General features: G+C 47.5%; 26 protein-coding genes. 10 read left to right on the plus strand and 16 right to left on the minus strand.

What is annotated here, in order from left to right; all coding sequences use genetic code 11:
* Positions 1-24: 24 nt before the first annotated feature.
* The 5 genes from galU to wecA form a co-directional block, all read right to left on the minus strand.
* Positions 25-918, minus strand: coding sequence for a UTP--glucose-1-phosphate uridylyltransferase GalU (gene galU / locus HHX48_RS06710; RefSeq protein WP_191023436.1), 894 nt, complete (start codon positions 916-918; stop codon positions 25-27).
* 2 nt (positions 919-920) lie between these two features.
* Entirely contained in the window at positions 921-2264 is a 1344-nt protein-coding gene (locus HHX48_RS06715) for a UDP-glucose dehydrogenase family protein (RefSeq protein WP_191023438.1), read from the minus strand.
* A 108-nt stretch (positions 2265-2372) separates the two neighbouring features.
* Positions 2373-3233 (minus strand): glycosyltransferase family 2 protein, encoded by an 861-nt coding sequence (locus HHX48_RS06720; RefSeq protein ID WP_191023440.1) that lies wholly within the window; start codon positions 3231-3233, stop codon positions 2373-2375.
* Positions 3230-4054, minus strand: a complete 825-nt coding sequence (locus HHX48_RS06725; protein ID WP_191023701.1) for a glycosyltransferase — start codon at positions 4052-4054, stop codon at positions 3230-3232. The genes HHX48_RS06720 and HHX48_RS06725 overlap by 4 nt, the downstream gene beginning before the upstream one ends.
* 149 nt (positions 4055-4203) lie before the next feature.
* Positions 4204-5262 carry a UDP-N-acetylglucosamine--undecaprenyl-phosphate N-acetylglucosaminephosphotransferase gene (gene wecA / locus HHX48_RS06730; RefSeq protein WP_191023442.1) on the minus strand — a complete coding sequence of 353 codons (1059 nt, stop codon included), beginning with the start codon at positions 5260-5262 and terminating at the stop codon, positions 4204-4206.
* A gap of 343 nt (positions 5263-5605) precedes the next feature.
* On the opposite strand from wecA, the gene HHX48_RS06735 reads away from it, so the two are divergent.
* From HHX48_RS06735 to galE, 8 genes are all read left to right on the plus strand, one after another.
* Positions 5606-5992: a hypothetical protein gene (locus HHX48_RS06735; protein ID WP_191023444.1), complete on the plus strand. Its 387-nt coding sequence runs from the start codon at positions 5606-5608 to the stop codon at positions 5990-5992.
* 19 nt (positions 5993-6011) lie between these two features.
* Complete coding sequence (locus tag HHX48_RS06740) at positions 6012-7844, plus strand: polysaccharide biosynthesis/export family protein (RefSeq protein ID WP_191023446.1); 1833 nt, start codon at positions 6012-6014, stop codon at positions 7842-7844.
* A gap of 1 nt (position 7845) precedes the next feature.
* Positions 7846-8625, plus strand: a complete 780-nt coding sequence (locus HHX48_RS06745; protein ID WP_191023448.1) for an ABC transporter permease — start codon at positions 7846-7848, stop codon at positions 8623-8625.
* On the plus strand, positions 8622-9290 hold the full coding sequence (locus HHX48_RS06750; RefSeq protein WP_191023450.1) for an ABC transporter ATP-binding protein: 669 nt from the start codon (positions 8622-8624) through the stop codon (positions 9288-9290). Before HHX48_RS06745 ends, HHX48_RS06750 begins: the two co-directional genes overlap by 4 nt.
* A gap of 3 nt (positions 9291-9293) precedes the next feature.
* The gene (locus tag HHX48_RS06755; RefSeq protein ID WP_191023451.1) at positions 9294-10412 is read left to right on the plus strand and encodes a capsule biosynthesis protein; all 1119 of its coding nucleotides are present in this window, start codon (positions 9294-9296) and stop codon (positions 10410-10412) included.
* Between the two features lie 200 nt (positions 10413-10612).
* The gene (locus HHX48_RS06760; RefSeq protein ID WP_191023453.1) at positions 10613-12139 is read left to right on the plus strand and encodes a peptide MFS transporter; all 1527 of its coding nucleotides are present in this window, start codon (positions 10613-10615) and stop codon (positions 12137-12139) included.
* Between the two features lie 88 nt (positions 12140-12227).
* Positions 12228-12536 (plus strand): DUF6170 family protein, encoded by a 309-nt coding sequence (locus HHX48_RS06765; protein WP_191023455.1) that lies wholly within the window; start codon positions 12228-12230, stop codon positions 12534-12536.
* A gap of 2 nt (positions 12537-12538) precedes the next feature.
* Complete coding sequence (gene galE, locus HHX48_RS06770) at positions 12539-13558, plus strand: UDP-glucose 4-epimerase GalE (protein ID WP_191023457.1); 1020 nt, start codon at positions 12539-12541, stop codon at positions 13556-13558.
* Between the two features lie 87 nt (positions 13559-13645).
* On the opposite strand, the gene HHX48_RS06775 is transcribed toward galE, so the two are convergent.
* Genes HHX48_RS06775 through ccmA form a run of 10 tightly spaced genes read right to left on the minus strand, consistent with a single transcriptional unit; the run spans position 13646 to position 21418 of the window.
* Positions 13646-14449: an MlaA family lipoprotein gene (locus HHX48_RS06775; protein ID WP_317983485.1), complete on the minus strand. Its 804-nt coding sequence runs from the start codon at positions 14447-14449 to the stop codon at positions 13646-13648.
* The gene (gene ccmI / locus HHX48_RS06780) at positions 14449-15693 is read right to left on the minus strand and encodes a c-type cytochrome biogenesis protein CcmI (RefSeq protein WP_191023458.1); all 1245 of its coding nucleotides are present in this window, start codon (positions 15691-15693) and stop codon (positions 14449-14451) included. The genes HHX48_RS06775 and ccmI overlap by 1 nt, the downstream gene beginning before the upstream one ends.
* Entirely contained in the window at positions 15690-16133 is a 444-nt protein-coding gene (locus HHX48_RS06785; RefSeq protein ID WP_397541064.1) for a cytochrome c-type biogenesis protein CcmH, read from the minus strand. Before HHX48_RS06785 ends, ccmI begins: the two co-directional genes overlap by 4 nt.
* The gene (locus HHX48_RS06790) at positions 16130-16735 is read right to left on the minus strand and encodes a redoxin family protein (protein ID WP_191023460.1); all 606 of its coding nucleotides are present in this window, start codon (positions 16733-16735) and stop codon (positions 16130-16132) included. Before HHX48_RS06790 ends, HHX48_RS06785 begins: the two co-directional genes overlap by 4 nt.
* Complete coding sequence (locus HHX48_RS06795; RefSeq protein WP_191023462.1) at positions 16732-18726, minus strand: heme lyase CcmF/NrfE family subunit; 1995 nt, start codon at positions 18724-18726, stop codon at positions 16732-16734. Before HHX48_RS06795 ends, HHX48_RS06790 begins: the two co-directional genes overlap by 4 nt.
* Positions 18723-19190 (minus strand): cytochrome c maturation protein CcmE, encoded by a 468-nt coding sequence (ccmE, locus tag HHX48_RS06800; protein ID WP_191023464.1) that lies wholly within the window; start codon positions 19188-19190, stop codon positions 18723-18725. Before ccmE ends, HHX48_RS06795 begins: the two co-directional genes overlap by 4 nt.
* A 15-nt stretch (positions 19191-19205) precedes the next feature.
* Positions 19206-19418, minus strand: coding sequence for a heme exporter protein CcmD (gene ccmD / locus HHX48_RS06805; RefSeq protein WP_191023466.1), 213 nt, complete (start codon positions 19416-19418; stop codon positions 19206-19208).
* Positions 19408-20166, minus strand: a complete 759-nt coding sequence (locus HHX48_RS06810; RefSeq protein ID WP_191023468.1) for a heme ABC transporter permease — start codon at positions 20164-20166, stop codon at positions 19408-19410. Before HHX48_RS06810 ends, ccmD begins: the two co-directional genes overlap by 11 nt.
* Entirely contained in the window at positions 20166-20834 is a 669-nt protein-coding gene (gene ccmB, locus HHX48_RS06815; RefSeq protein ID WP_191023470.1) for a heme exporter protein CcmB, read from the minus strand. Before ccmB ends, HHX48_RS06810 begins: the two co-directional genes overlap by 1 nt.
* Positions 20831-21418 (minus strand): cytochrome c biogenesis heme-transporting ATPase CcmA, encoded by a 588-nt coding sequence (ccmA, locus tag HHX48_RS06820; protein WP_397541065.1) that lies wholly within the window; start codon positions 21416-21418, stop codon positions 20831-20833. The genes ccmB and ccmA overlap by 4 nt, the downstream gene beginning before the upstream one ends.
* A 131-nt stretch (positions 21419-21549) precedes the next feature.
* On the opposite strand from ccmA, the gene fliK reads away from it, so the two are divergent.
* Entirely contained in the window at positions 21550-23487 is a 1938-nt protein-coding gene (gene fliK / locus HHX48_RS06825) for a flagellar hook-length control protein FliK (protein WP_191023474.1), read from the plus strand.
* Positions 23484-23789, plus strand: coding sequence for an EscU/YscU/HrcU family type III secretion system export apparatus switch protein (locus HHX48_RS06830; protein ID WP_191023476.1), 306 nt, complete (start codon positions 23484-23486; stop codon positions 23787-23789). Before fliK ends, HHX48_RS06830 begins: the two co-directional genes overlap by 4 nt.
* 343 nt (positions 23790-24132) lie before the next feature.
* Here HHX48_RS06830 and recA read toward each other — a convergent pair whose 3' ends face one another.
* A complete protein-coding gene (gene recA, locus HHX48_RS06835; RefSeq protein WP_191023478.1) occupies positions 24133-25167 on the minus strand; it encodes a recombinase RecA in 1035 nt (344 codons plus the stop codon).
* Positions 25168-25183: the final 16 nt, after the last annotated feature.

Below are 25183 nucleotides of genomic sequence, written 5' to 3' on the forward strand. Positions count from 1 at the left end.
AAAGCTCCCTGACGGGAGCTTTTTTTAAAATTTCAGAGATGACAAATATTCTTTGAACTCATCCGCAAGATCGGGATGGCGCAGTGCATACTCTACATTGGCTTTCATATAGCCTAGTTTGCTACCACAATCATGGCTCATGCCTTTCATATAATACGCATCAACTTGCTCTATGCGCATCAATGAATCGATAGCATCAGTCAGCTGAACCTCACCGCCCGCACCCGGTGGTGTGTACTCAAGCAAGTCCCAGACTTTCTCTGAAAGCACATAACGTCCAACAATTGCCAGGTCAGACGGCGCTTCCTCCAAAGAGGGTTTTTCCACCATTTTATGGATTTTTGCGGAGTCGCCCGGAGAAATTTCAATACCGTCCAAATCAACAATACCAAATTTGGTAATTTCTTCCTTCGGAACCTGCTCCACCATTACCTGGCTAACCCGGCTGGTGTTGAACTTAGCTACCATATCCGCAAGGTTATCTTTACTGGAATCGCTGGCTACATCATCAATGATGACATCCGGCAGCACGACAGCGAAGGGAGAATCGCCTACCAGCGGACGGGCGCATAAAATTGCGTGCCCAAGACCTGCTGCATGCCCCTGACGAACATGCATAATGGTTACGTCTTTGGGACAAATCGATTGCACTTCTTCAAGTAACTGTCGCTTTACCCGTTTTTCCAACGTGGCTTCAAGCTCAAATGACGTATCAAAATGGTTTTCGATACTATTTTTACTGGCATGAGTCACCAGAATAATTTCTTTGATACCCGCTTTGACGCACTCATTTACAACGTATTGGATAAGTGGCTTGTCGACTACCGGCAACATCTCTTTCGGGATGGCTTTGGTTGCTGGCAACATACGTGTTCCCAGTCCTGCAACCGGAATAACTGCTTTTTGTACCTGACTCATGTCTATTGCGTTCCTTTTACTGATAATCCGCGACCGATAGCATAATATTTAATACCATACTCAGTCATGCGCTTCGGTTCGAAAAGATTACGTCCGTCAAAAATAACCGCATCGGAGAGTTTTGACTTTATTAGTTCAAAATCGGGTGCCCGGAACATTTGCCACTCTGTACAAATGACCATAAAGTCAGCACCATTTAACGTCGCCTCTTTGGTTCCCATTAAACGTAAATCGTCGCGGTCACCATAAAGACGCTGTGTTTCTTCCATAGCCTCAGGATCATATGCCTGCACAACTGCGCCAGCCTCCCACAAGCGTTCCATTAATACACGACTGGACGCTTCACGCATATCATCTGTATTAGGCTTAAAGGATAAGCCCCACAGCGCGACGGTTTTTCCTTTCACGTCATTATTATGATGACGCATAATATATTCAAACAGCTTTTCTTTCTGATCGTAGTTGACCGCTTCAACTGATTCTAAAATGCGCGCTGTATATCCCACAGCGTTGGCACTGCGAACCAGAGCCTGTACATCTTTAGGGAAACAGGACCCGCCATATCCACAACCCGGGTAGATAAACTGATAACCAATTCTGGGATCAGAACCGATCCCATGACGGACATGCTCAATATCAGCGCCAAATAATTCAGCTAAGTTGGCGATTTCGTTCATAAAGCTGATTTTTGTGGCGAGCATACAGTTCGCCGCGTACTTCGTCAGCTCAGCACTTCTGATGTCCATCGTAATAACTTTGTCATGATTACGATTAAACGGCGAGTACAATTCACGCAGTTTCTTCTCCGCATGTTCACTGTCTGTACCCAAAATGATCCGATCAGGACGCATGCAATCGCTAACCGCAGCGCCTTCTTTTAAGAATTCAGGGTTAGAAACCACATCAAAACCACAGGTTTTGTTGAGCGCTTCAAGCGTCTCATTTACCTTGGCGCGCACTCTGTCTGCTGTACCCACCGGCACGGTCGACTTATTAATGATAATCTTATGATTACCCATGTGCGTCGCAACCGTCTCTGCAACGGCCAACACATACTTCAGATCGGCCGAACCATCTTCATCCGGGGGGGTTCCTACCGCAATGAAGATAAGCTCACCATGCTCCACGCCTGCTTTTGCATCTGTCGTAAATTTCAGATGCCCCGCATCAAAATTACTTTTTACCAATGGGGTCAGGCCTGGCTCATAAATAGGGATTTCGCCTTTCTCGAGGTTGTCGACTTTGCGCTGATCCACATCAACACAAACCACATCGTGTCCGACTTCGGCCAGCACAGCCGCCTGCACCAACCCAACATATCCAATTCCAAATACTGTGACTTTCACAACCTTTCCTTCACCATTCTTACTTTAAATGCTTCGGACCTCAACGCTAAGACTGTCACTTTATCGAGACAGAGATAAAATCGTAGAAGTAACCTTTCGCATAGTAATTTATTTCTGAATTTTACCAGTTCGCCCTGTCAGGCCATCCTTCAGCCCCTGCCACATATAACCGCCGCGCAGTTTCCCTTGCGGGAAATACCACCGGTTAACCAGAAAACGAAGCGGCAAGGCAGTCAGGTGACGACACTTCCAATACACAGGCACATAGCCTCTTCGTGAAAGGATAAGCACATTTCGTACCTGGTAATAAAGTCTTACTGGTGCGCCACGCTTAAAGTTCATGCCAAATAAGCGATGTCTTGCATCTCCCTGACGGTGGGGCATGACAACCTGAGCAGCTTTTAAAACAAGGTAGCCATGTCGTTTTGCCCTCCAACACCATTCATGGTCAACGCCATCGATAAATAAGGCACTCTCTTTCTTACCGATTTTTTTATAAGCCAGGGTGTTTATCATCATGCCTGAGGCAATGATTTGACGCGTGAGAATATGATTATGTGTAAGATGCTTCTCTTTACTCGCTCTGGCTTTTACCTGTTTGTTGTCAAACTCACACAGAACCTGTGGGCCAATACAGGCCACGTTATCAAACTGCTTGGTAGCAGTGTTGTAGGCGTCAAACAGTTGATGCAGAAACCCAGCAGATAACTGACTATCCTGATCCAGTAACAAGACCGCCTCAGCGCCATCTGCGATGGCTTTATCGATACCTTGGTTTTGGGCCTCTGCAATGCCGGCATTGTCTGGATTATGAATGTAATGGCTGACTTCATCAGCTAAAACACTGAGTGGTTCGGGCGAGTTATCAATCAGCAAAACAGGCCAGTTAACCTGACGAAGTGCCTTGAGCATTGAATCAAGGTGTTTTACATCAGGATGGTAGAGAATAATGACTGCGGCAGTGTTCAATGTTTTATAATCTTTTCCAATAAGATTCGGTCAAATTTATAAGCCCACTTTACTATGCGCGAGGGCATCAGGCGCAAGCCCAAAACTGCCAGCGCATAAAAGGTGTTAAGCACAGAGTATCGGTGAAGTTTGCGCATGGCAACAAAACGAGCCTTGAACTCGTTTAAAGACTTGGTTAAGCCCCGGCGTTTGTAAAAATCGTTTACACGACGAAACCTGAGCAATTTTTCCCGAAGGTTACGGAACTGATAGCCCTGCGCGGCAAGATCGATCCAAAGGAAATAATCCTGTGTGTTTAGACGTCTTGCATCGTATCGAAAGCCATCATGGAAGACGTTCATTCTAATTGCAACAGTGGGATGGTTCAAAGTGCAGCGGCGCGGCAGCATGCGAACAATGATATCGTGTGAGGCAGGCATAACCCTCGCGCCGACAGGAGTGTCAGACTCGTTGACTTCTGTTAGCCCTGTCCCGAGCACGTGCACATCCTGATGCTTGTCTAAAAAATCAACCTGTTTTTCCAGACGCTCTGGCATACATGCGTCATCTGCGTCCATGCGAAAGAAATATTTAATTGCCGGCTGCGTAACGGCCCAGTCAATGGCGAGGTTCATGCTCGCTGCCAATCCTATATTCTGACTATTTTGTGCAATGATCAAACGTGAATCACGTTTTGCACAATCTAACAGCATCGCTGTTGTCGCCGCAGGCACACTGCCATCGACAATTATCAGGAAGATAAAATCTTTGTAGGTTTGTCCACAAACGCTTTCTATTGCATGGCGCACCCATTCAGGTTTGTCTGCTTTATACGTAGACATAGCAACAAGCAAAGGCGAGACATACGCAGATGGCTCACCACTGACAAACTTTAAGGTTCTGTTTACTGAATCGGGCACAAAATAACGTTACTGGCTGACAAAGGGCTGCAATAATACACGAGAGAACGAGCAGATGGAAACGGGAGGTCTTACGCTAACTTTTTGAACTTTCTAATCATGCGCCAGATATTCTGAATGATATAGCTGTATACCATGAGTAGTGCGATAAACCCGAAAAACATCGCCCACTCCGGCACGGCAAAAATCTCACCTACAACACCTATCAGGCAATAAATACTCCCCATGAACAGGATTGCTATAAGGGCTTGATTAGACGAAAGTCCGGCCCGCATGAAAATATTATGAAGATGTTTACGATCAGGGCGCAGTACAGATTGCCCCTTGCGAGCCCGACGATACATGATAGCGGCCATATCCATAAGTGGCAGGCCGATTAGCCATACAGCGGTGATTGGCCGAAATGCCGCCTCTGTGCCCTGCGCATGATCAACCAGCAGCCAGACGATGGTTAAGCCTACAAACATACTGCCGGCATCACCCATAAATATTTTGTTTCCACGAAACCCTTTCCAGCTCAGGTTAAAGGCAAGAAAAGGCACAATCGCAGCGATAATAATCAGTGGCTCCATAATCGCCCCACCATTACCCGCCAGTAACAGGAGACACACAACCGCCAGCAGTACAACCAGACTCATGCCGCCGGCCAGACCATCAATACCATCGATCATATTAAATGCATTGATAACACCTACAACACAAACAATAGTAAAGAAATATCCGGCAAGGCCAAGATCGATATCACCTATGGCAAACAGGTTTCCCAGCGACGTAATATAATTCTGCGCACTCCAGGCCATAATGGCAGCAACGCCAAATTGACACATCAAGCGGCCTTTTGCGCTTAACTCAAAACGATCATCAAGCATGCCAAGCAGTACAATGAAGGCTGATGCAGTAAAGAATAAAGGATTATTTTTCATCCAGACATCAGTAACAATACTGGCAACCACAACCGCCATAAAAATAGCGACACCACCGGTCAGTGGCACCATACCGTGATGGCGTTTGCGTATATTTGGTTGATCAACGAGCCCGAACTGATGGGCCAGCGGCGTCATGACTACCAATAGAATCAACGCCACAAAGAATGCGGTGAATAATGGAACTATTTGAAGGTAATCGAACATGCTAAGAAAAATCCATTGTCATTCAGGTGCCAGAAAAACCACAACGCTACTGCTTCAAGATATTGATTTAGCGTGTAAAAATCCTTTAAAAGCCATTGTCGTTTTTCTCCAAAGCTCAATTATTGTCAGCGCACAGAAGTGAAGAAGCGGCTTTGGTAGGCCAATAATAATAAACATTCTTTAATCTGACCACCTTTTTTATTATTACCGAAAGTAAAAATCAGGCCGCGCATCGTTTAAAATCCGCCCTTTCAGAGCGTTCGAATTCATTCGACTAGGGTGAAATTTACAATTTATATGCTATTCTATCGCCCAATTTATAACAGGGCTTGCATTAACTTTCATGATTGCAAAGAAAAATTGCTACTCAGCATTGATATTTACAGGATGTTTACTGCTTTTCGGGTGTGCTTCCGCGCCCGGTCCTGTAGTTGCTGATGTACCGCTTGTTCATCCTAATTATGCGCTTAAAAACCATGGGCAGGTCGTGAGTTTCGCGCCGATGAAGACACTTTCGACCGGAGAAACCATTGCGGTCGGCGATGCTTCATGGCAAATAGGCAGACAGTACTTCTCAGCGTCGCGCCAGCATTGCTTTGCGTTGCATTATGTAGCAGTCAGCAATCAGCCTCCTGCAAACGAAGCCAGATTATGTAAAAGCGACTCCAGCTGGATGTTCTATCCCTCAGTGCTTGCAAACACAATAACCGGTAAGTCAGCATCCAGATAAAGTAGAGAACCGTAATTCTATGAAACCATTTTTTCTCTTAACCACTACGCTGTGGCTGTTGTTATCTACCTCTGTGAATGCCCAGTCTCTGGCTGATTTACAGCAACTGCGTCAGCAGGCGCAGCAATCTGGTCAAAATTCTGCTCCCGGTCAATCTCAGGGGCAACAGACAGCGCCTGTGAATGTTGCTCCTATGGCGCTTTCCGGGCCTCGCACCATTACAAGCATGAATGGTGGTTTGCCGCAAAACGGGCAGTATTATAATGAATCCAGACAGGGTCAGCCCCTGCCCGGCGAGCCGACCATTGATTCTGTGTTTCCTGAACAACTGCCAATGGAAAACCCGCCTTATGCTGCAAATTTGTTTATTGGTGGTTTTGAGTCAGAGCGGGCCGACGGGCTAAATGATAATTACCTGATTGCCCAGGGTGATAAAATCTCTATCTGGATGTGGGGAGCGGTGAATTTTGCCGATGTCGTCACTGTTGATAATCAGGGCAACATTTTTATTCCCAATATTGGGCCTATCCATGTGGCAAATACGCCTGCAGGCTCGGTCAACAGTCGGGTAACCAGCCGAATCAAACAGGTTTATACAAATGACGTGAGTGTCTATGTAAACTTACTTACCTCAACGCCTGTGTCGGTATTTATCACGGGTCCGGTATTACGTCCTGGCCAGTATGCTGGTCAAGCCTCTGATAGTGTTCTGTACTTTCTGAAAAGAGCGGGCGGTATCGATTTTCAGCGTGGTAGCTTTCGCAAAATTGACATCAAAAGACAAGGCGAAATCATTGCCACAGCAGATCTTTACGACTTTATAAAAAACGGAACGCTGCCAGATATTTCGTTCAAGGACGGTGATGTCATTATGGTACGTCCTGTTGGCGCGACAATCGTGGTTGAAACGGGCGCGCGCAACAGCTTCACGTTTGAATTTACCGATAATGAGCTTGATGGTAATAACCTTACTGAATACGCAACCCCCAGAGATTTTGTCAATCAGGTTTCTATAGCCGGAGTACGTAAAGGTAATCAGTTCTCTCGCTATCTGTCGCTGGATGCATTCTCAGATTTCCCGCTAAGAGCGGGCGACACTGTGGAATATATCGATGACCATGAACAAAAAGTTTATCGAATTAATATCCAGGGCAGTCATACCGGCCCCTCTCAGGTAATGGTGGATAAAGGCACGCGTTTACAGGAAGTATTGACGTATATACAGGTAAATCAGAAGCTCTCGGATGTAGACAATATTTTTCTGCTAAGAGAGAGCGTCGCTCAGCAGCAGAAGGAAATTCTGGATCGCTCCTTGAAACAGCTTGAAAGGAGTATCTATACGGCTCCTATCAGCTCTACAGGTGAAGGTGGCATCCGGGTTCAGGAAGCGCAACTTGTCTCTGATTTTATTGCCCGGGCCCGCGAAGTGGAGCCATTAGGAAAGGTTGTTGTATCAGAAGGCGATCAAACGGCAAACGTACTGCTTGAGCCGAATGATACGGTGGTTATTCCAGCCGTCACAGATCTTATTCAGGTAGGCGGTGAAGTCATGATGCCACAGGCTGTTGTTTACAACCCTGAGGCTACGGCCGCAGATTACATTGCCTGGTCAGGCGGCTTCACGCAACGTGCCGATGATGAACGCATCCTGGTGATTCGCAAAAATGGTCTGGTAGAGTTTGATCAGATCAATGGTGCTGTCTTTGATGAAGATGAAGGGGAAATCAATTTGAGACCTGGCGATCAGGTTATTGTATTACCTTCAATTGATGTGAAGTCTTTGCAGGCAGTGAAAGACATTACGCAGATCATTTATCAGATTGCTGTAGCAGCGAATGTAGCACTCGACTAAAATGATCACCTTCAAAGAACAGCTGCTAGCGTGGCGACGCGTTATCTTTGCGCTATTTCTGCGCGAACTGCAAAGTAAGTTTAACGATAAGCTCGGGTTAGGCTGGGCATTTTTTCAGCCTTTCTTGTTTATTTTTGCTTTGTCCTACGCACGCAGTCTGATATCCGGCTCAACGGTTCATTCGATGCCTATCCTGTTTTTCATGCTGATAGGTATGTTGTACATCCAGTCATTTCTCACATCACTGGGGCCTGTGGCAGGCGCGATAAAAAAGAATAAGCCACTGTTTGCTTTCAGGCAGGTGCAACCTATATCTGCGGTTATCACTGCCCTGGTAACTGAATTTCTAATTAAAGTCGGTGCGCTGGTATTATTGATGTTGACGCTTTACCTGATTGGTATTGATATCAGAGTGGATAATCCGCTTTTATGTATCTACCTGTTTGCGCTGCTTTGGGCATTCAGTGGCGCAATTGCACTGATATTTGGCATCGCCGCCACTTATCTGCCTGAAATAGATAAGATTAAGATGTTTGTTCAGCGACCAATGTTCTTTATCTCCTGCGTGTTTTTCAGCTTGCAGGACGTACCAGAGAAATACTGGCCCTATCTGACCTGGAATCCGATGGTTCACTTTATTGAGTTGACGCGCTATTCGGCGTTTACGTCTTACGGCCATGCCGGCGTCAGTATCGGCTTCGTAACATCCATTACGCTCATCTTATTGTTTTTTGGCCTGGCCCTTTATCACCTGACATGGAAGAAGGTGCTGGCCCGATGATTAAAATTGAGAAGCTTACCAAAAGTTACCCAAGTCGCCTGGGTCCTCAATACATATTCAGGAATCTCAACTTTTCGTTCCCCACCGAGAAGAATGTTGCGATCCTGGGTAAAAATGGGGCGGGTAAATCAACCTTATTTCGCTTACTGGCGAAAAGTGAGTATCCCGATCGGGGGCGCATAATCACTAACCGCTCCATGTCGTGGCCTGTTGCTCTGCAGACGGGCATCCATCCGCAAATGACCGGCAGGGAAAATACCCGTTTTATCGGCAGAATCAACAATGTACGTTCATTAGGGAAATATGAAGAGTATGTGCAGGAATTTGCCGAATTGGGTAAAAAATTTGATTTGCCTGTAAAGACTTATTCCTCCGGAATGCGCGCAAAACTGGTTTTTGCCTGCTGCATGAATATTGATTTCGATGTATATCTTATCGATGAAGCGACATCGGTTGGCGACCCACTTTTCAGAAAAAAAGCTAAAGCAACGCTGAAAGAAAAAAGCCAGACAAGTGGCGTCATCATGGTAAGTCATGAGCTGGACCAGATCAGGGAGTACTGTAATTCAGCGGTGCTTATTGATGAAGGCAAGCTCAGCTACTATGACGACCTTGAAGAAGGCATCGATGCTTACACCAACCCCGCCCCGAAAAAAGGTAACTAATTCGTGCTTAAGAAAACACAAAAAAAACTTAAGGTGATTACCCAAAATGTCGCTAAGCTATTTTTTGCAGCCTGGGTAATATACGCGCTTTATTTGGTGTTACTGGCAGCACCGCGCTATGAAAGTCAGAGCCAGTTGATTATTAAAACATCGGATGGTGGCAACTCATTCGATCCGACATCAATGTTGATGTCGACGGTAACTGATGCCCCGTTGTCAACTGACAGCATTCTTGTAGAGTCATTTATTTTATCAAGAGACATGTTCGATTATCTTGTCGAACACCATAATCTGATTGAGCAGTACAACTCAGACGAAGCGGATTTTTTTAGTAAATTAGCGCTCGGCAGTACCAAAGAAGATATGTTTCAGTATTATCTTAACCATATCGATGTGACTGTCGACTCGGAATCGGCAGTGATTACACTTAAAACGCAGGCATTCAACCGTGAATACGCACACACCCTTAACCGCGCTATTATCGAACATGCCGAAGCGTTCATTAACCAGATAAATAATGACCTTGCCAAGTCCAAGCTGACATTTGCGAAAAATGAACACGATGTGGTTGAAGAAAAACTACAGAGCGCTAAAAAGGAACTGTTGGCATTTCAGTCTCAATATAATGTGCTGGATCCTACTGCAGAAGGCGCAGCCTCACAACAAATCGCGTTTTCTTTAGAAGCCACCCTGGCCCAAAAACAGGCTGAGTTACGAACCCTGTCAGGCATGATGAGCGAACTGGCACCGGAGATGAAAAACCTGAAGCGACAAATCTCTGCACTTCAGGATGCTGTTAGTCAGCAAAAAAGCGACTTAAATAAGGCTGCGGTTGATGAAAACAGCGACATTTCCATGACTGAGCTAATGGCACAGTACAGTAATTTGCAAATTCAGCTTCAACTGGCGATTCAGGCTTACTCCTCCTCACTGATGACGCTGGAAAGTACGCGGGTGAAAGCATACGAGAAAATTCAGCATCTCGTAACTATTGAGAATCCTACGCAGCCCGATGCAAACCAGTATCCCAAGATTGTGTACAACCTGACGTTGTTCGGTGTCATTCTTTTTATGGTTTATGGAATCGGCAGAATTATTGTAGCCACCATTAGAGAGCTTTGAGCGCAAATCAGGTTAATGTCAACGAATCCTCACGCTATTGAGCCGGCGTGAGGGTGCTTTTCACCCCGTCTTAACTTGTGTATCGGTCCAGCCTTTAGTATAACGACGGTACTTTTGAGAACATTCAGGTCACGTAATTCGTGCAAAGCGGCTTACGTTTCGTTTTCGAACTTATAAATACAATAATACGGAATCTCATTGTGACAACAAAATCAACAAACGACACGCGCTTCTTTGGCCATCCAGGGGGGCTGCAGACGCTATTTTTTACAGAAATGTGGGAACGCATGAGCTACTACGGTATGCGTGCGCTTCTGGTTCTTTTCATGACGGCTTCACTACAGGAAGAGGGGCTGGCATTTACGGTTGCCTCTGCCACCGCTATTTACGGACTGTACACCGGCGCAGTTTACTTCATGGGCTTGCCTGGCGGCTGGATTGCAGACCGCCTGATTGGCAGCCAGCGAGCCGTGTGGTATGGCGGCATCATCATTATGTGCGGCCATATCGTGCTGGCTATACCAAGTCATAGTACCTTTTTCATCGGGTTGATTCTGGTTGTGCTGGGTACCGGTCTTTTAAAACCTAATATCAGTGCAATGGTGGGCGGCCTGTATTCTGATAATGATGCCCGCAGGGATGGTGGTTTCACCATTTACTACATGGGAATTAATATTGGTTCACTCATTGGTTATGCCGTATGTGGCTGGTTGGCACCTAATATGGGCTATCACTGGGCTTTCGGTGCTGCAGCAGTAGGTATGGCCATCGGCCTTGTTCAGTATAAGGTGACGCAGAACCGTTTAGCAGGAAACGGCGAAGAGCCGGCAACAGAGCTGACGCCAAAGGTGCATAAAGCTGGCTGGACTGGCATTGTTTTATTTCTTGCGGTTCTGATCGGCGTGACTGCAGCGACCACGATGGGTGTTCTGGTCATTGATCCGGTCGCGTTGGCAAAATATGTCGCTATCGCCTTTACGGTAATTTTTTTGATTTATTTCGGCGGCATCTTCTTTTTCGGTAACTTAAACGAGCCGGAGAAAAAACGCATGGGCGCACTCTTTTTGATCTGTGTCGCATCTGCGTGTTTCTGGGCTGGTTTTGAGCAGGCAGGTTCTTCGCTTAATCTTTTCGGACGTGACTACACTGATCGCATGATTGGCGCATTCTCTATTCCACCGGCCTGGTTCCAGTCAGCAAACTCTATTTTCATTATCATCCTGTCGCCGTTTTTCGCAGCACTTTGGGTGAACCTGGGTAAACGAATGCTGGATCCATCCTACGGTGCAAAATGTGCTGTTGGTCTGATTATCATGGCCACCGGCTTTATTGTGATGTTTTTTGCTGCACAGCTTGCTGCCAGCGGTTTGAAAGTCGCCCCCTACTGGTTGATCATGACGTACTTCCTGCACACTGTGGGTGAACTTTGTCTTAGTCCGGTCGCGCTTAGTGCGGTAAGTAAGCTGTCTCCCAAACGTTTTGCCGGCCAGATGATGGGCGTTTTCGTACTGACTTATTCAATCGGGAATGTGATTGCCGGGTTGCTGGCTGGTAACTTTAACCCTGATCGCCTCGATACGATGCCAGATCTGTTCATGCAAATCAGCCTGTTCAGTATCGCTATAGGTATTGTGGTGTTGCTTCTGTCGCTTAAAACCCGTCACTGGGAAGCGCTTGCAGATAAGAAGCATGAAGATGAACCGCATCCTGTATCACAGCAAGGCTAATGTTTAGCAGATTCGCTCTGCTGATTAACGCTAATCAATATTTTAAGCCGTCACACCTGTGACGGCTTTTTGCTTATAAAGGTGAGCCATGAAGCTATATTTTTTCACTAAAAATATTCCGGGATTAGGCGCATTGAGCCTTAAACAGCGTATGACATTGCTTGAGGATGCCGGCAGGCGAATGAGCGTACCTGAGAAAACGCTTCTGAATGTCCTTAAGCTCTTAGTCATTGTGCCGGTATTTGTACTTATTTTGCGCACCGCCACAGACTGGACATCATTAGTGTGGGCTTTTCTGGTATTTTTACTGTATCCCATTGTGGTTAAACCGCTTCAGTACTCACTAAGCGCTAAATACATTAAATTGCCTGATAACACTTCATCCCCTAAGGAGTAAAGATGAACACCATTCTGGTTACCGGCGGCGCCGGTTATATTGGTAGTCATACGTCGCTGCAACTACTGGAAAACGGTTTCAATGTTGTAGTTCTGGATAATCTTGCCAATTCAAGTGCAGAGTCATTGAAGCGCGTTGAGAGCCTGACAGGAAAATCGCTTACCTTTATTCAGGGTGATATTCGTGAGGGCGACCTGCTAAACGATCTGTTCAGCCAGCATGATATTGACGCTGTTATTCACTTTGCGGGACTCAAGGCGGTCGGCGAATCAGTGCAAAAGCCGTTAGATTATTACGAAAACAACGTGTATGGCACGCTGGCACTGTGTAAAGCAATGCGCCAGCATAACGTTAAAAATCTGGTCTTCAGCTCTTCAGCTACGGTCTACGGTGATCCTGCGGCCCTTCCTCTGAAAGAGGATATGTCTACCGGACATCCTACCAACCCTTATGGTATGTCCAAATTAATGGTAGAACATGTACTTACTGATTTATATCAGTCAGACGACGCTTGGAATATCGTCCTGCTACGCTACTTTAACCCTGTAGGCGCGCATGAATCCGGCCAGATAGGTGAAGATCCTAACGGCATTCCGAACAACCTGATGCCTTATATCTCGCAGGTGGCAACGGGTAAACTCGAGCAATTGAGTGTCTTTGGTGATGATTACGACACGAAAGACGGCACCGGCGTCCGCGACTATATTCATGTAGTAGATTTAGCCAATGGCCACCTCAAAGCATTGGATCGCATTGAACTCAATATGGGGCTGGATATTTACAATCTTGGTACAGGTCAGGGGTATTCGGTGCTGGAAATGATTAGTGCATTTGAAAAAGCATCAGGTCAATCTGTCGATTATAAAATCGCGCCCCGGCGCGATGGTGATGTCGCTGCTTGCTATGCGGATCCCACTAAGGCAGCAAAAGAGCTTAACTGGCATGCCGAGAAAGGGCTGGCAGACATGTGTAATGATGTCTGGAAATGGCAATCTGCAAACCCCCAAGGCTACAAAGCATAGTCGAAAGAAAAAAGCCCGGTACAACAACCGGGCTTTTAAATTATACGCAAAGTTAATGACTTATATCAGACCTCTCAGAAACACCTGTCAGTTATCCCCTTCACCGAGCAGCGATTCAAAATCATCAAAATTCTCTTCCTGCTCTTCTGTATCCATCTGATCTGTACCCACTTCACCGTCTGTCACTCTGAATTTCAGGTTCTGGAAGTAGGCATTCTTCACAAATGAGTACTGGTCGAAGGATTGCTCTAACTGCTGCTCCTGGTCTAATAATGCGGCCCGGCCCTCTAACAGCGATATGACAATTGTTGCGATATTAAAGTTGGTATTAAGTATGGTGTTAGGATAAGTGTATCCATCAGCCACACGCCCGCCAAAAGTGCGCGGATCAGAAGGCCCAAGGACAGGCAACATCAAATAAGGGCCGGTATCTATTCCCCATACCGCCAGTGTTTCTCCAAAGCTTTCCCGTTGCCGCTCTATGCCCATTTTAGTTGCAACGTCAATGGTGCCAAGCAGGCCCACAGTACTATTAATGAAGAATCGACCCAGACTATCCATGCCCTCATTCAGGTCACCCTGAAGCATGTTATTCATAAAGTTTGCAGGCTCTTCCAGATTGTTGGTCGCGTTCACCAGGCCGGTACGGATAAATTGCGGCATAACGGTGACGTAGCCGACGGTAACGGGCCGAATCAAATAATTATCCAGATACTCCCAGTTGAAGGTCCATGTCAGCCTGTTAACGCTTTCCAGTGGATCCCGCGGATCTGAAATATTGGCGGGATCCGCTTCCTGAGCCTGTTCGCTGGCGCCATTTGATGCGCAACCAGATATAATGCCGGTGACCATAAGAAGGCCGATAACCATGGCATGTTTTATTGTTCTCACTACAATTCCTTATCAATTGTTAATGTGTGTTGGACGGACTGTCCTTGTCGAAGCGAAATCTGAATACTACCCTGCCACTCGCCAGGGGCTATCGCGACATCCTCGTCAGCAGAAATGCGGGCGACTATACGGGCTTCTGACAAGGTGTTAAGCGAATAACCCGCGACCATCGCATCACTCCCGGACAGTGTGACCGTGACCGGGAACGAAGGCAAAGGCAGTTTTACGACCGCAGCCGGCATTCGGTTTTCATTATTGGTACTCTGCGCAAATACCACAAGATATCCCTGCGAAGGAAATGTCTTCACATCGATGTTATTATCGACACCAATGGTAAGTTCAACCTGCGTCGCTTGCGCCTCTGACTCACCTGCGCCAGATGAACCCGCCCCTCGCATCTGGGCGATTCTGGACTGCAAATCCTGTTTAAGCGGATTATTAGCAGGTAACAAATTATCAACCTTTGAAAACGCACGTTCGGTCGCTGCCAGATCACCCAGTTGTGCTGAGGCTACAGCCATCATCAGTGAATAATTCGTGTTCTCAGGAGAATCTGCAATCAGCGCAGAGAGTAACGACTGTGCCTGTGCGATCCGCGGGCGCTCACCGGTCGCTAACAACCCCTGAATATAGCTGGTTGCTATTTGTGGATCCTGACTGATTGAGAATGCTTTCTCAAGCGCATTCAACGCTTCATCCTGTCTACCGAGCGACATATTAAGCCTGCCCAGGAACATCCACCCTTGCGCATCCTCAGGGGAGCCCCGAAGACGATGCCGGATAGCAATAGCGAGCTGTTGTACATCTTCGGTGCTGAAGTTTGCAGCGCTTGTACTGGTTAGCTTTTCTGACAAGGCAGGAAGTGCCGCAACGGCCTCCTGCTGACGTTTTAGTCCGGTTAACTGATTCACATTACTGTAAACATAAAAGCCAATAGTCAACGCGATCGCGGCTATCAACACAGCGAAGGAATAGCGCATGGCAGTATTATCTTTTTCCACTGCATCATGCTCTTCCACCAACGCAAGTTTAAGCTCATCACTCGCCTGACGCAGGTCATGTTCTGTAATCAGCCCCTGCTCCGCTTCTACCGATAACTCGCTGAGGCGCTGGCGGATGAGCGCTACATTGGTGGCCTGTAATTGTCGTTTAGCTACCCGCTTCCACCATATGGGCAACACTACCAACATCACCAAAAAGGTAATCATTGCGGCAACAAAAAGGTGAAACACGGACCAGGTCACGATTTATCCTGCCTGAGTATTTCATCTGCCTTGGCGAGCTGCTCGGCCATGTCTGCCGATACCTGAGGCTTACGGCGTTTCACTACAATAATGGTGGCACAGGCAATGAATATGAGCGGTATGAGCCACAACCAGATGGTGCCAATCGTCACAGGCGGCTCGTAGTAAACAAAATCACCATAGCGGGCCTTCATGTACGCGATCACTTCATCTTCTGTTTTGCCATCCTGCAGTAACTGATGTACTTTGCGGCGCATGTCATGGGCAATCATAGCATCAGAATCAGCAATGTTCTGATTCTGGCACATGGGGCATCGCAATACCGCCGTCAATCTGTTGAAGGACTCTCGTTGCGCATCACTATCAAACTCGTAACTGCTTTGTGCTGCCCAGCTTAGTGAGGATACGAACAAAAGCATAACTAACCAGGCTCTGATCACCGCCCTGCTCCCTGTGCATTTTGCTCTTCGCGGCCGGTGAGCCGCTGGTACAAAGGCCCAATCTTATTCATCCAGACTCTCTCATTGATATCGCCTACATGATGCATCCGCACTATTCCCTCGCGGTCAATAACAAAGTGCTCAGGTGCACCTGTTACACCAAGATCCAGCGAGGTGTCGCGGTACACATCAAAAATATTGAAAGCGTAAGGGTTTCCGTAACGACTGAGCAGTTCGGTAACTTCCTGCTGCACTCGGTTTAGCGTCTTTGTGCCGTTATCAGGATCCAGATCCTGATCAAAGTAAAGCCCGACGAAGCGAACGCCCTCGGTTTCTTTTAAGTGTGTAAGATACGGCATTTCCACGGCGCAGGTAACACACCACACGCCCCACACATTTACAATGGTAACCTCACCCTTAAGCGCTGCTTGCGTGTAGTTTTTCTCCGGCTCCATCAGATCAGGAAGCAAAAATTCAGGAAAAGGTTGCCCGGTGATTTGCGAGTCAAGTTGGCGCGGATCTGAAGACAGACCGCTGTATAAAAAGGCCGCTACCAACACAAACAGCATGACAGGAATAACGACGAGCCACGTTTTTTTCATGCATGTTCCTCCGTCAAATCAGCATGGCCAGGTTTTTTTCTGAATTTGGCCAGCGCCGACATCCGGTAACGCTTATCGCTCATTGCGCAGATACCGCCGAGCGCCATTATTGCGCCACCGCCCCAAATCCAGACGACAAAAGGCTTGATATAAACCCTGACAGCCCAGGCACCATCGTCCAGTGGCTCGCCCAACGCAATGAAGAGATCTCTGGTGAGAGTAGAATGAATAGCCGCTTCTGTCATCGGCATGCGCTGAACGGTATAGATGCGCTTCTCCGGCTCAAGTTGTGTCAGCATCTGACCATTTTCATAAACGATGAATTGTCCGGCATCAGCCTCATAATTCGGCCCCTGTCGCTTTTCAATTCCCTTAAATGCAAATGTGTAATCGCCGAGAGTCAACTGCTCACCGGGAAGCATACGTACATCGCGTTCCTGTTCATAGTTAGATACGAGCGTAATACCAATCAGCGTAACGGCAAATCCCACATGGCCTAAAATCATTCCCCAATGACTGCGGGTCAGCAACCTGAGTCGTGTAAACAAACCTGTCGTCGGATCCATCGCGCTGAGTCGCTGAGTCACTTCCATCACTGATGCAATCAGGATCCAGAAAGAAAGCGTCAACCCTAATACCGCCATGTAGGCTGCTTGCGAGTATGAAAAGAATACGAGTAACGCTGCGGACAGACTTATCCCCAGCGCGACCAGCGTTTGGCGGTATAAGGCGGAAACCGGCTGATTTTTCCAGCGCGAAAGGGGGCCGATACTCAACAAAAATACAAAAGGAACAATAAGATAAACAAACATCTTATTAAAAAATGGTGCGCCGATAGAGATAGATCCCAGCCCCAGTTCCTTGTGCACCAGCGGTAATAGTGTACCCAATAACACGACAAGTGTTGCAGCACATAACAGAATGTTATTGCCCATCAGCATAACTTCTCTGGAAACCGGCTGATAACGGCCGGCGCTGCCCAGCGACGATGCTCTAAGTGCAAACAGCAACAGTGCGCCGCCGGCCAGAACAATCAAAATGCCTAAAATGAATAAGCCCCGGGTCGGGTCGCTGGCAAAAGAGTGGACAGAGACAATCACACCTGAGCGCACCAAAAACGTGCCCAGCAAGCTCAGCGAGAACGCACCGATTGCTAATAATACGGTCCAGGACTTAAAGACTTTTCTTTTTTCTGTTACCGCCAGCGAATGCATTAGCGCAGTGCCTACAAGCCAGGGCATGAACGAAGCATTTTCCACCGGGTCCCAGAACCACCAGCCGCCCCAGCCCAGCTCATAATAAGCCCACCAGCTGCCCAGACAAATGCCAACAGTGAGAAAGCACCAGGCCGCCAGCACCCAGGGGCGTGACCAGCGTGCCCAGGTAGAATCCAGCTTGCCGGCGATAAGCGCCGCACCTGCAAATGCAAACGCAACAGAAAAGCCTACGTATCCCATATACAACATAGGCGGATGAATGATCATGCCAAAATCCTGTAAAAGCGGATTCAGATCACGGCCATCCACAGGCATAAATGGCAGCATGCTGGTAAAGGGGTTAGAAGTTAACAGCATGAACAAATAAAATCCCACAGCCACCATACCAAGTACAGACAGTACACGGGCGACCATCTGCTGAGGAATACTGCCACTAAAGGCAGCCACTGCCACCGTCCACAGAGAGAGCATTAACACCCACAACAGAAATGAGCCTTCATGTCCGCCCCAAACGGCGGTTAGCTTATAATGGATAGGCAGGCGTGAATTAGAGTGCTGGGCAACATAGCTCAGTGAGAAATCGTCAGTAGCAAATGCGTAAGACAAGCACACAAAGGCAACAACAGTGAATGTAAACATGCCCAGGGCGAGTGGCCGGGCTGTGGCAATCAGGCCTGACTGATTAGTTTGTGCGCCCCACAACGGATATACCGCAAGGAGTATGGCACTCACCAGTGCCAGTGTAAGCGCGATATTACCCAGCTCTGGTATCACTGCACCGCTCCTGATTCAGGCTTTACGTGTTTGATGCCTTTCATTTTCTCGGCAAGCTCAGGGGGCATGTATTCCTCATCATGTTTGGCCAGTACTTCGTGCGCTTCTATTGTAGAGGGATTAACCAGTGTCCCGGTTGCCACGATGCCCTGCCCTTCACGAAACAAGTCCGGCAATATACCGTTATATAATACAGTCACTGCGGGGCCCGTATCGACAAGCTCAAAGGCCACCTGCAGCGTCTGACTATTCCTGTCTACGGTCCCCGGCACCACCATGCCGCCAATGCGAAGTCGCTGGCCTACCTGCGGTACCTGTCCGTTTTTTCCATCGATAATCTCAGAAGGGGTATAGAACAAATCGATATTGTCATTCAATGCATATAGCATCAGGGATACCGCCGCTCCTATCAGTATGACGATCCCGCCTATCACCTTCAGTCGTTGTTTTCTTCGGGGATTCATAAGCCGTTTCCGTATTTACCCTGCCGTAGTGCGTTTTGCCTGCCTGGCTTTACGCATTCGTTCTTTGCGTGCTGATTCTTTTCTGATTATCTTTAGCAAGCGGCGCTTTTCTATTTTACTGGCGATGACAAGTAACACCATACAAAGCAAACAGACCCCGATGGACAACCATACATAAAATCCGTAGCCCCCCATGGCCAGGAATTCGCTAAAAGAATCAAACTGCATGTGAATTCCCTGATCCGCGCCTGACAATAGACGTCATCCACGGTCGCGCGCCTTCTCGTTTAAGAATTTCGTTTTTAAGCCTTAATGTGGTCACCCACGCGATAAAGCACACGAACCCCACAATATTTATCAGTAATGGCCAGAGCATTTCTGTAGCCATTGACGGCTTATCAAATTTGGTAATTGTGGCCCCCTGATGCAGGGTGTTCCACCATTCAACGGAAAAATGAATAATTGGCACATTCACCACGCCCACCAGCGCCATTACGCCGGCCGCTTTACCTGCCTGCTGTTTATCATCAAACGCGTTGTAAAGGGCTATCACACCGCAATACAAAAATAACAGGATAAGTTCTGATGTCAGTCTGGCGTCCCACACCCACCATGCCCCCCACATCGGCTTACCCCAGGCCGCACCGGTAAACAGAGCAATAAATGTCATCACAGCACCCACTGGTGCCATCGCCACCATTGCCATAAAGGCGGTTCGCCATTGCCAGACAATCCCAACCAGAGCCGCTATCGCCATTGCTACATAAGTACTCATGGACAGCATGGCAGCTGGTACGTGAAAATAAATGATTCTGAACGAGTCGCCCTGCTGATAATCAGCAGGGGCATAAAGCAAGCCCCACACACTGCCTGTAATCAGAAGGGCGATTGCTGAAATCGCAAACCAGGGCTGTAGTCTGCTGCACAGTGCATACACTTTTTCTGTCTTTGCGTAAGGGTGTAACCACTTCCACATCAGTGTTGACTCACTTTCAAGGCATACGAGATGGCAAAAGGTGCACTGGCCAGTGCCAGGCACGTCATCGCAGATATGATTGCCACCTGGGGGCCATAGGATAACTGCATAGCTGCTGACTCTACCGCAGAGGTAGCAAAAATCAACAGCGGTATGAATACTGGCAATAATAACAGCGACACCAGTAAACTGCCTCGGTGAAGGCTAACCGTCAGGGCTGTCGCTATCGCGCCGATAAGCGAAAGGAGCGGTGTTCCTAATAATAATGTAATGATTAACGCCTGATACATAGGCAGTGACATATGTAAAAACATCGCCAGAACGGGCGACAAACAAATAATCGGTAAAAAGCTCACCAGCCAGTGCGTGAACACTTTTGACAGTGCAATACCTGATAGCGGGAGCCCACTAAGTATTAACTGCTCAAGCGTGCCATCGTTGAAGTCATCTTTAAAAAGCCGCTCCATCCCCAGCAAACCTGACAAAATCGCAGCAATCCAGATAACGCCCGGGCTAATTCGCTGCAGAATTTCAGGGCCCGGTCCAACCCCGATTGGAAAAAGACATACAACGATCAGCAAAAACATAAGCGGTTGTAGCAGCTCACCTTTTTGTCGAAAAGCCAGGGACAGATCGCGCTTAAACACACCGGCATACAAGGCGTTCATAATTGCCCCTCCAGCTCGATAACGCTGACTGGCATATCCTTCATGCTCAATGGCTGATGCGAAGTGACTATCACTGCCCCGCCCTGCCTGACAAACGTCTCGCAACGCGCCTGAATAAGTGCCACACCATCAGTATCAAGAGCGGTAAATGGCTCATCAAGGATCCAAATATCTGAAGATTTCAGCCACAGCCTGGCCAGCGCAACGCGTCGCTGCTGTCCGGCCGATAATAAACGCACGGGGATTTCTTCAAGCCCTACCAGGCTGAGCACTTCAAGCACTTCAAAAAGTGTCGTTTCCGATACCCTGATATGATGCTGCGCGCACCAGAACGTCAGATTCTCTATAGCGCTTAAGCCTGCGCTTAATCCGGCTTTATGTCCCAGGTAAACCAGGCGTCGTTGGAATTCATTGTCGATAGCGCGATTATTCCATGTAACCGTCCCGGTATCGGGCTGACTCAGGCCGGCTAATATTCTCAACAGGCTGGTTTTGCCCGCTCCGTTAGGCCCACGAAGATGTACCAACTGTCCGGGCGACAACGATAACGACAGCGACTCAAATAACACTTTATCGCGTTTCATGCAGGACAGCTGCGATGCGACCAACTCTGCCAAAGAAATGTTCCGTTTTCAGTACTTAGCTAACGATAAAAGCCAGTCTACCATAACCGAAACATCTGAAAACGTTTAAAATCTGCTCTTTACACTAAGAAATGTCACTAAATATTCACACTTTTATCGTGATTGCCGATAACCTCAGTATGATTTCCGGTACTTTGCTCAATTCTGTTTCACACGCATTATCTGCAGTTCTGCCAGAGGCATCACCGCAGGTCTCCGGCAAAGAGATGACGCAAGCTAATCTGTCGATAGTTGACGGAAAAGCGCGATTGACGCTGTCAGGCCATCCCCTGATGCTGACACCTGACAAAGGCACACTTTCACGCTTGCCTGAAGGTAGCGTCAGGCTAGTGCGTGATGCTGCGCAAACAGCGGTTATTTTAGAAACATTTTCCAGCACCGTTTCGCTGCCGGCGCGCATTAACTCTGTCAGTACTTCCGGATTAGACGTAAAAACGTTAGTTTCGATTCTGAAACAAAATTTGTCGTCTCTGGCCCGTCCTCTGACAGCCTCAGCGTCTGTGGTTAAAGAAGATAATGGCAGCCTTCGCTTGCTCCTTCGTGACACCCCTGTGAATATTGCTATACCTGCATCGTTAAAAGCGACACTTGCCGGCGTTAATGATGTTCAGGTTTCTGTAAAAAGAAATACGCAGAGTATTACGCTGACCGCTCCTTCAGGCTCGCCAGTGCCGTTAAATATTTCCAAACAACACCAATCATTGTTATCAGCGGCACTGATAAAAAAGAATTTGCCTTCAGGCATTCAGTTGGTGCAATCCCCGACGCCGTTGCTGGACATCATCAAATCATCGTTACCCGACCCTGTGATGAAGGCATCACCGCTACTTGTTCAGGCCAGAGGAAGCGATATCTTGATAACGATAGAGCAGTTAAAACCCCTTGCCCGCGTAAAGTTGCCGGTCAGTATTATTAGCTCCGTTACCGAGACAGCCGATAAGCGAAACCTCTTTGCGCTTACGCTGCCTGTTTTCAACAGCCATCCAGTGGAGCCTGTCAGATCAGAATCGACGGATAAATCGGCGCTGACTACCGAAAGCATAAAACAGCTTGCACAAAAATTGTTGCAACATACCGGCTCCACAAACCAGGCTCTTAAAGAGTTATTGACGATACTACGTCAGGCTTCTGTGTCGGTTGAAAGCAAGCCGCTTATGAAAACCATGCTTGAACAGCTAAGTTTTTGCTCTGCCAACAGCCAGACCGGCCCGACAGATGGGAAGAGTAACAGAAACGGTATCGGGATTGCTCAACAGCGCCTTAACCTACCCAATCAAAGCCAGATTAGTCAGTTTGCACAAGCAATTTTGCAACCGATATCACCGCCGCTGATTGCACAACCGTCGCCTTCAAATAGCTTCAACAGTGCTTTGGTCTCACTTTTCCAGTTAGTACTGTCAGGGCGTGCATCACTTTCACAGTCAAATGTATCTTCTGCAGCGTATTCACACATGCTGTCGGAACCAGGAGAGCCTAAAAACACTGCCAGCACTGGCGCAGCTTATCAGCGCTTTGCCAGCGAGCTTGCTTCGCTGGACAAACAAGCTGGCCTGCTGAATCCACTTAAAACATTGCTTGCCAATCATCAGTCTGCGTTTCTCAGTAATCTTGAAAGTCGTAGTCAGGGCAACGATCACTTGTATTTCTGTCTGCCATTTCGCAGTGAGTATTGCTCCAAGCCACCGGAAATTTTAATCAAGCGTGAAACCGATGATGATAACGACTCCACGGACGGATGGTCGGCAAAGACCTGGTCACTCACGATGAAACTTGAAGCTGGAGACAGTGGAGAAGTACTGGCAAAAACAAAAATTTCAGGCGAAACCGTCAACCTGAATTTATATGCTTCAACACCGGTACTTTTAGACAAAATCAGGCAAACCCTTCCCATGCTGATAAATCGCTTCTCAGCTTCCGGACTTATTGTTGAAACTGCGCATGCGCAGCAAGGTAAGATTCCCGACAGCCTTCAACAATCTCCCTATCAGGTTTTCGAGGTTACCGCATGAAGAAATCATTTAAATCGGTCGTAGGACTGAAATACGACGCTGGCAATAGCAAAGCTGCGCCCAAAGTGATAGCAAAGGGCCATGGTGATATTGCTGAGCAAATTCTTGCTCTGGCACAGGACAATGGAATACTGATTCATGAGGATCCCGCATTAATGGAAGTGCTGGGTCAGCTCGATTTAGGGCAGGATATTCCCGAAGCGCTTTATTTTACGATTGCTGAGTTCATTGCATATTCTTACGTGTTACAGGGCAAGGTACCTGATAATTGGGAGCAGCCTGGTATTCCCCACCGGGTGTAGTAATCCGGTTTATCGGTTCCTGCTGTACGCTACTGACACCGGCCGTTTTGCACGCTGAAAACGGGTAAGATTTGGTGACGGAGCTTTTTTATCTGACTCCCATACAGAGCGAGTGTCTGGGCAGCGCTCTGTTGCGCGCCTCTTAAGCTTTTCACACTGCGCTTGCAACTTCTCATTTCAACATTCAATCACACGCGTCATGCGTTTATTTTTCTGCACCTTTTATCAATACACATAAAAAAACCGCCATCGGCACATGCAGACAGCGGTTTATCGTCATAAAATATTTAGCGGCTACTCGACGATTATATCTTTATAACAGACCGACAGCCGTTTGCTATGCTTACAAGGTGTCTTCTGACTCACCTTCGGTGGCTTCAACTTTCGGCGTTTTGCTTAGCAGCTCTTCCCGGATTTTTTGCTCAATTTCATTAGCAATATCCTTATTTTCTTTCAGGAAATTAATGACATTCGCTTTACCCTGACCAATACGATCGCCTTTGTAGCTATACCAGGCCCCGGCTTTATCTACCAGTTTCTGCTTAACGCCAAGGTCAATCAACTCAGCTTCTTTACTGATGCCTTCTCCATAGCGAATCATAAATTCCGCTTGCTTAAACGGCGGAGCAACCTTATTTTTAACCACTTTAACGCGGGTTTCATTACCGACGACTTCGTCGCCCTCTTTAACCGCACCAATCCGGCGAATATCCAGACGAACAGAAGAGTAAAACTTCAGTGCGTTACCACCGGTTGTGGTTTCCGGATTCCCGAACATTACACCAATTTTCATACGGATCTGGTTGATGAAAATACACAGTGTATTTGAACGCTTGATATTGGCTGTCAGCTTACGCAGCGCTTGCGACATCAGACGTGCTTGCAAACCAACGTGTGAATCTCCCATCTCGCCTTCAATTTCTGCTTTTGGTGTCAATGCAGCAACCGAGTCAACAATAACCACATCCACCGCACCTGAGCGTACCAGCATGTCGCAGATTTCCAGCGCCTGCTCACCGGTATCCGGCTGTGATACCAGCAGATCATCGATATTTACACCCAGTTTTTCAGCATAGACCGGATCCAGTGCATGTTCAGCATCAACGAAAGCACAGGTTTTACCTTTTTTCTGTGCCTCAGCAATTACCTGCAGTGTCAGCGTCGTTTTACCCGATGACTCCGGACCGTAAATTTCAACAACACGGCCACAGGGTAAACCGCCTATACCCAGCGCGATATCAATGCTCAGCGATCCCGTAGAAACCGCCTCAATATCCATTGCCTGATTGTCACCCAAACGCATGATTGCGCCTTTGCCAAACTGCTTTTCAATCTGACCAACGGCCGCAGAAAGCGCTTTAGATTTATTATCGTCCACAAAAACTTCCTCTGAA

The sequence above is a fragment of the Salinimonas profundi genome (assembly GCF_014750655.1).
Classification (GTDB): Bacteria; Pseudomonadota; Gammaproteobacteria; order Enterobacterales; family Alteromonadaceae; genus Alteromonas; species Alteromonas profundi_A.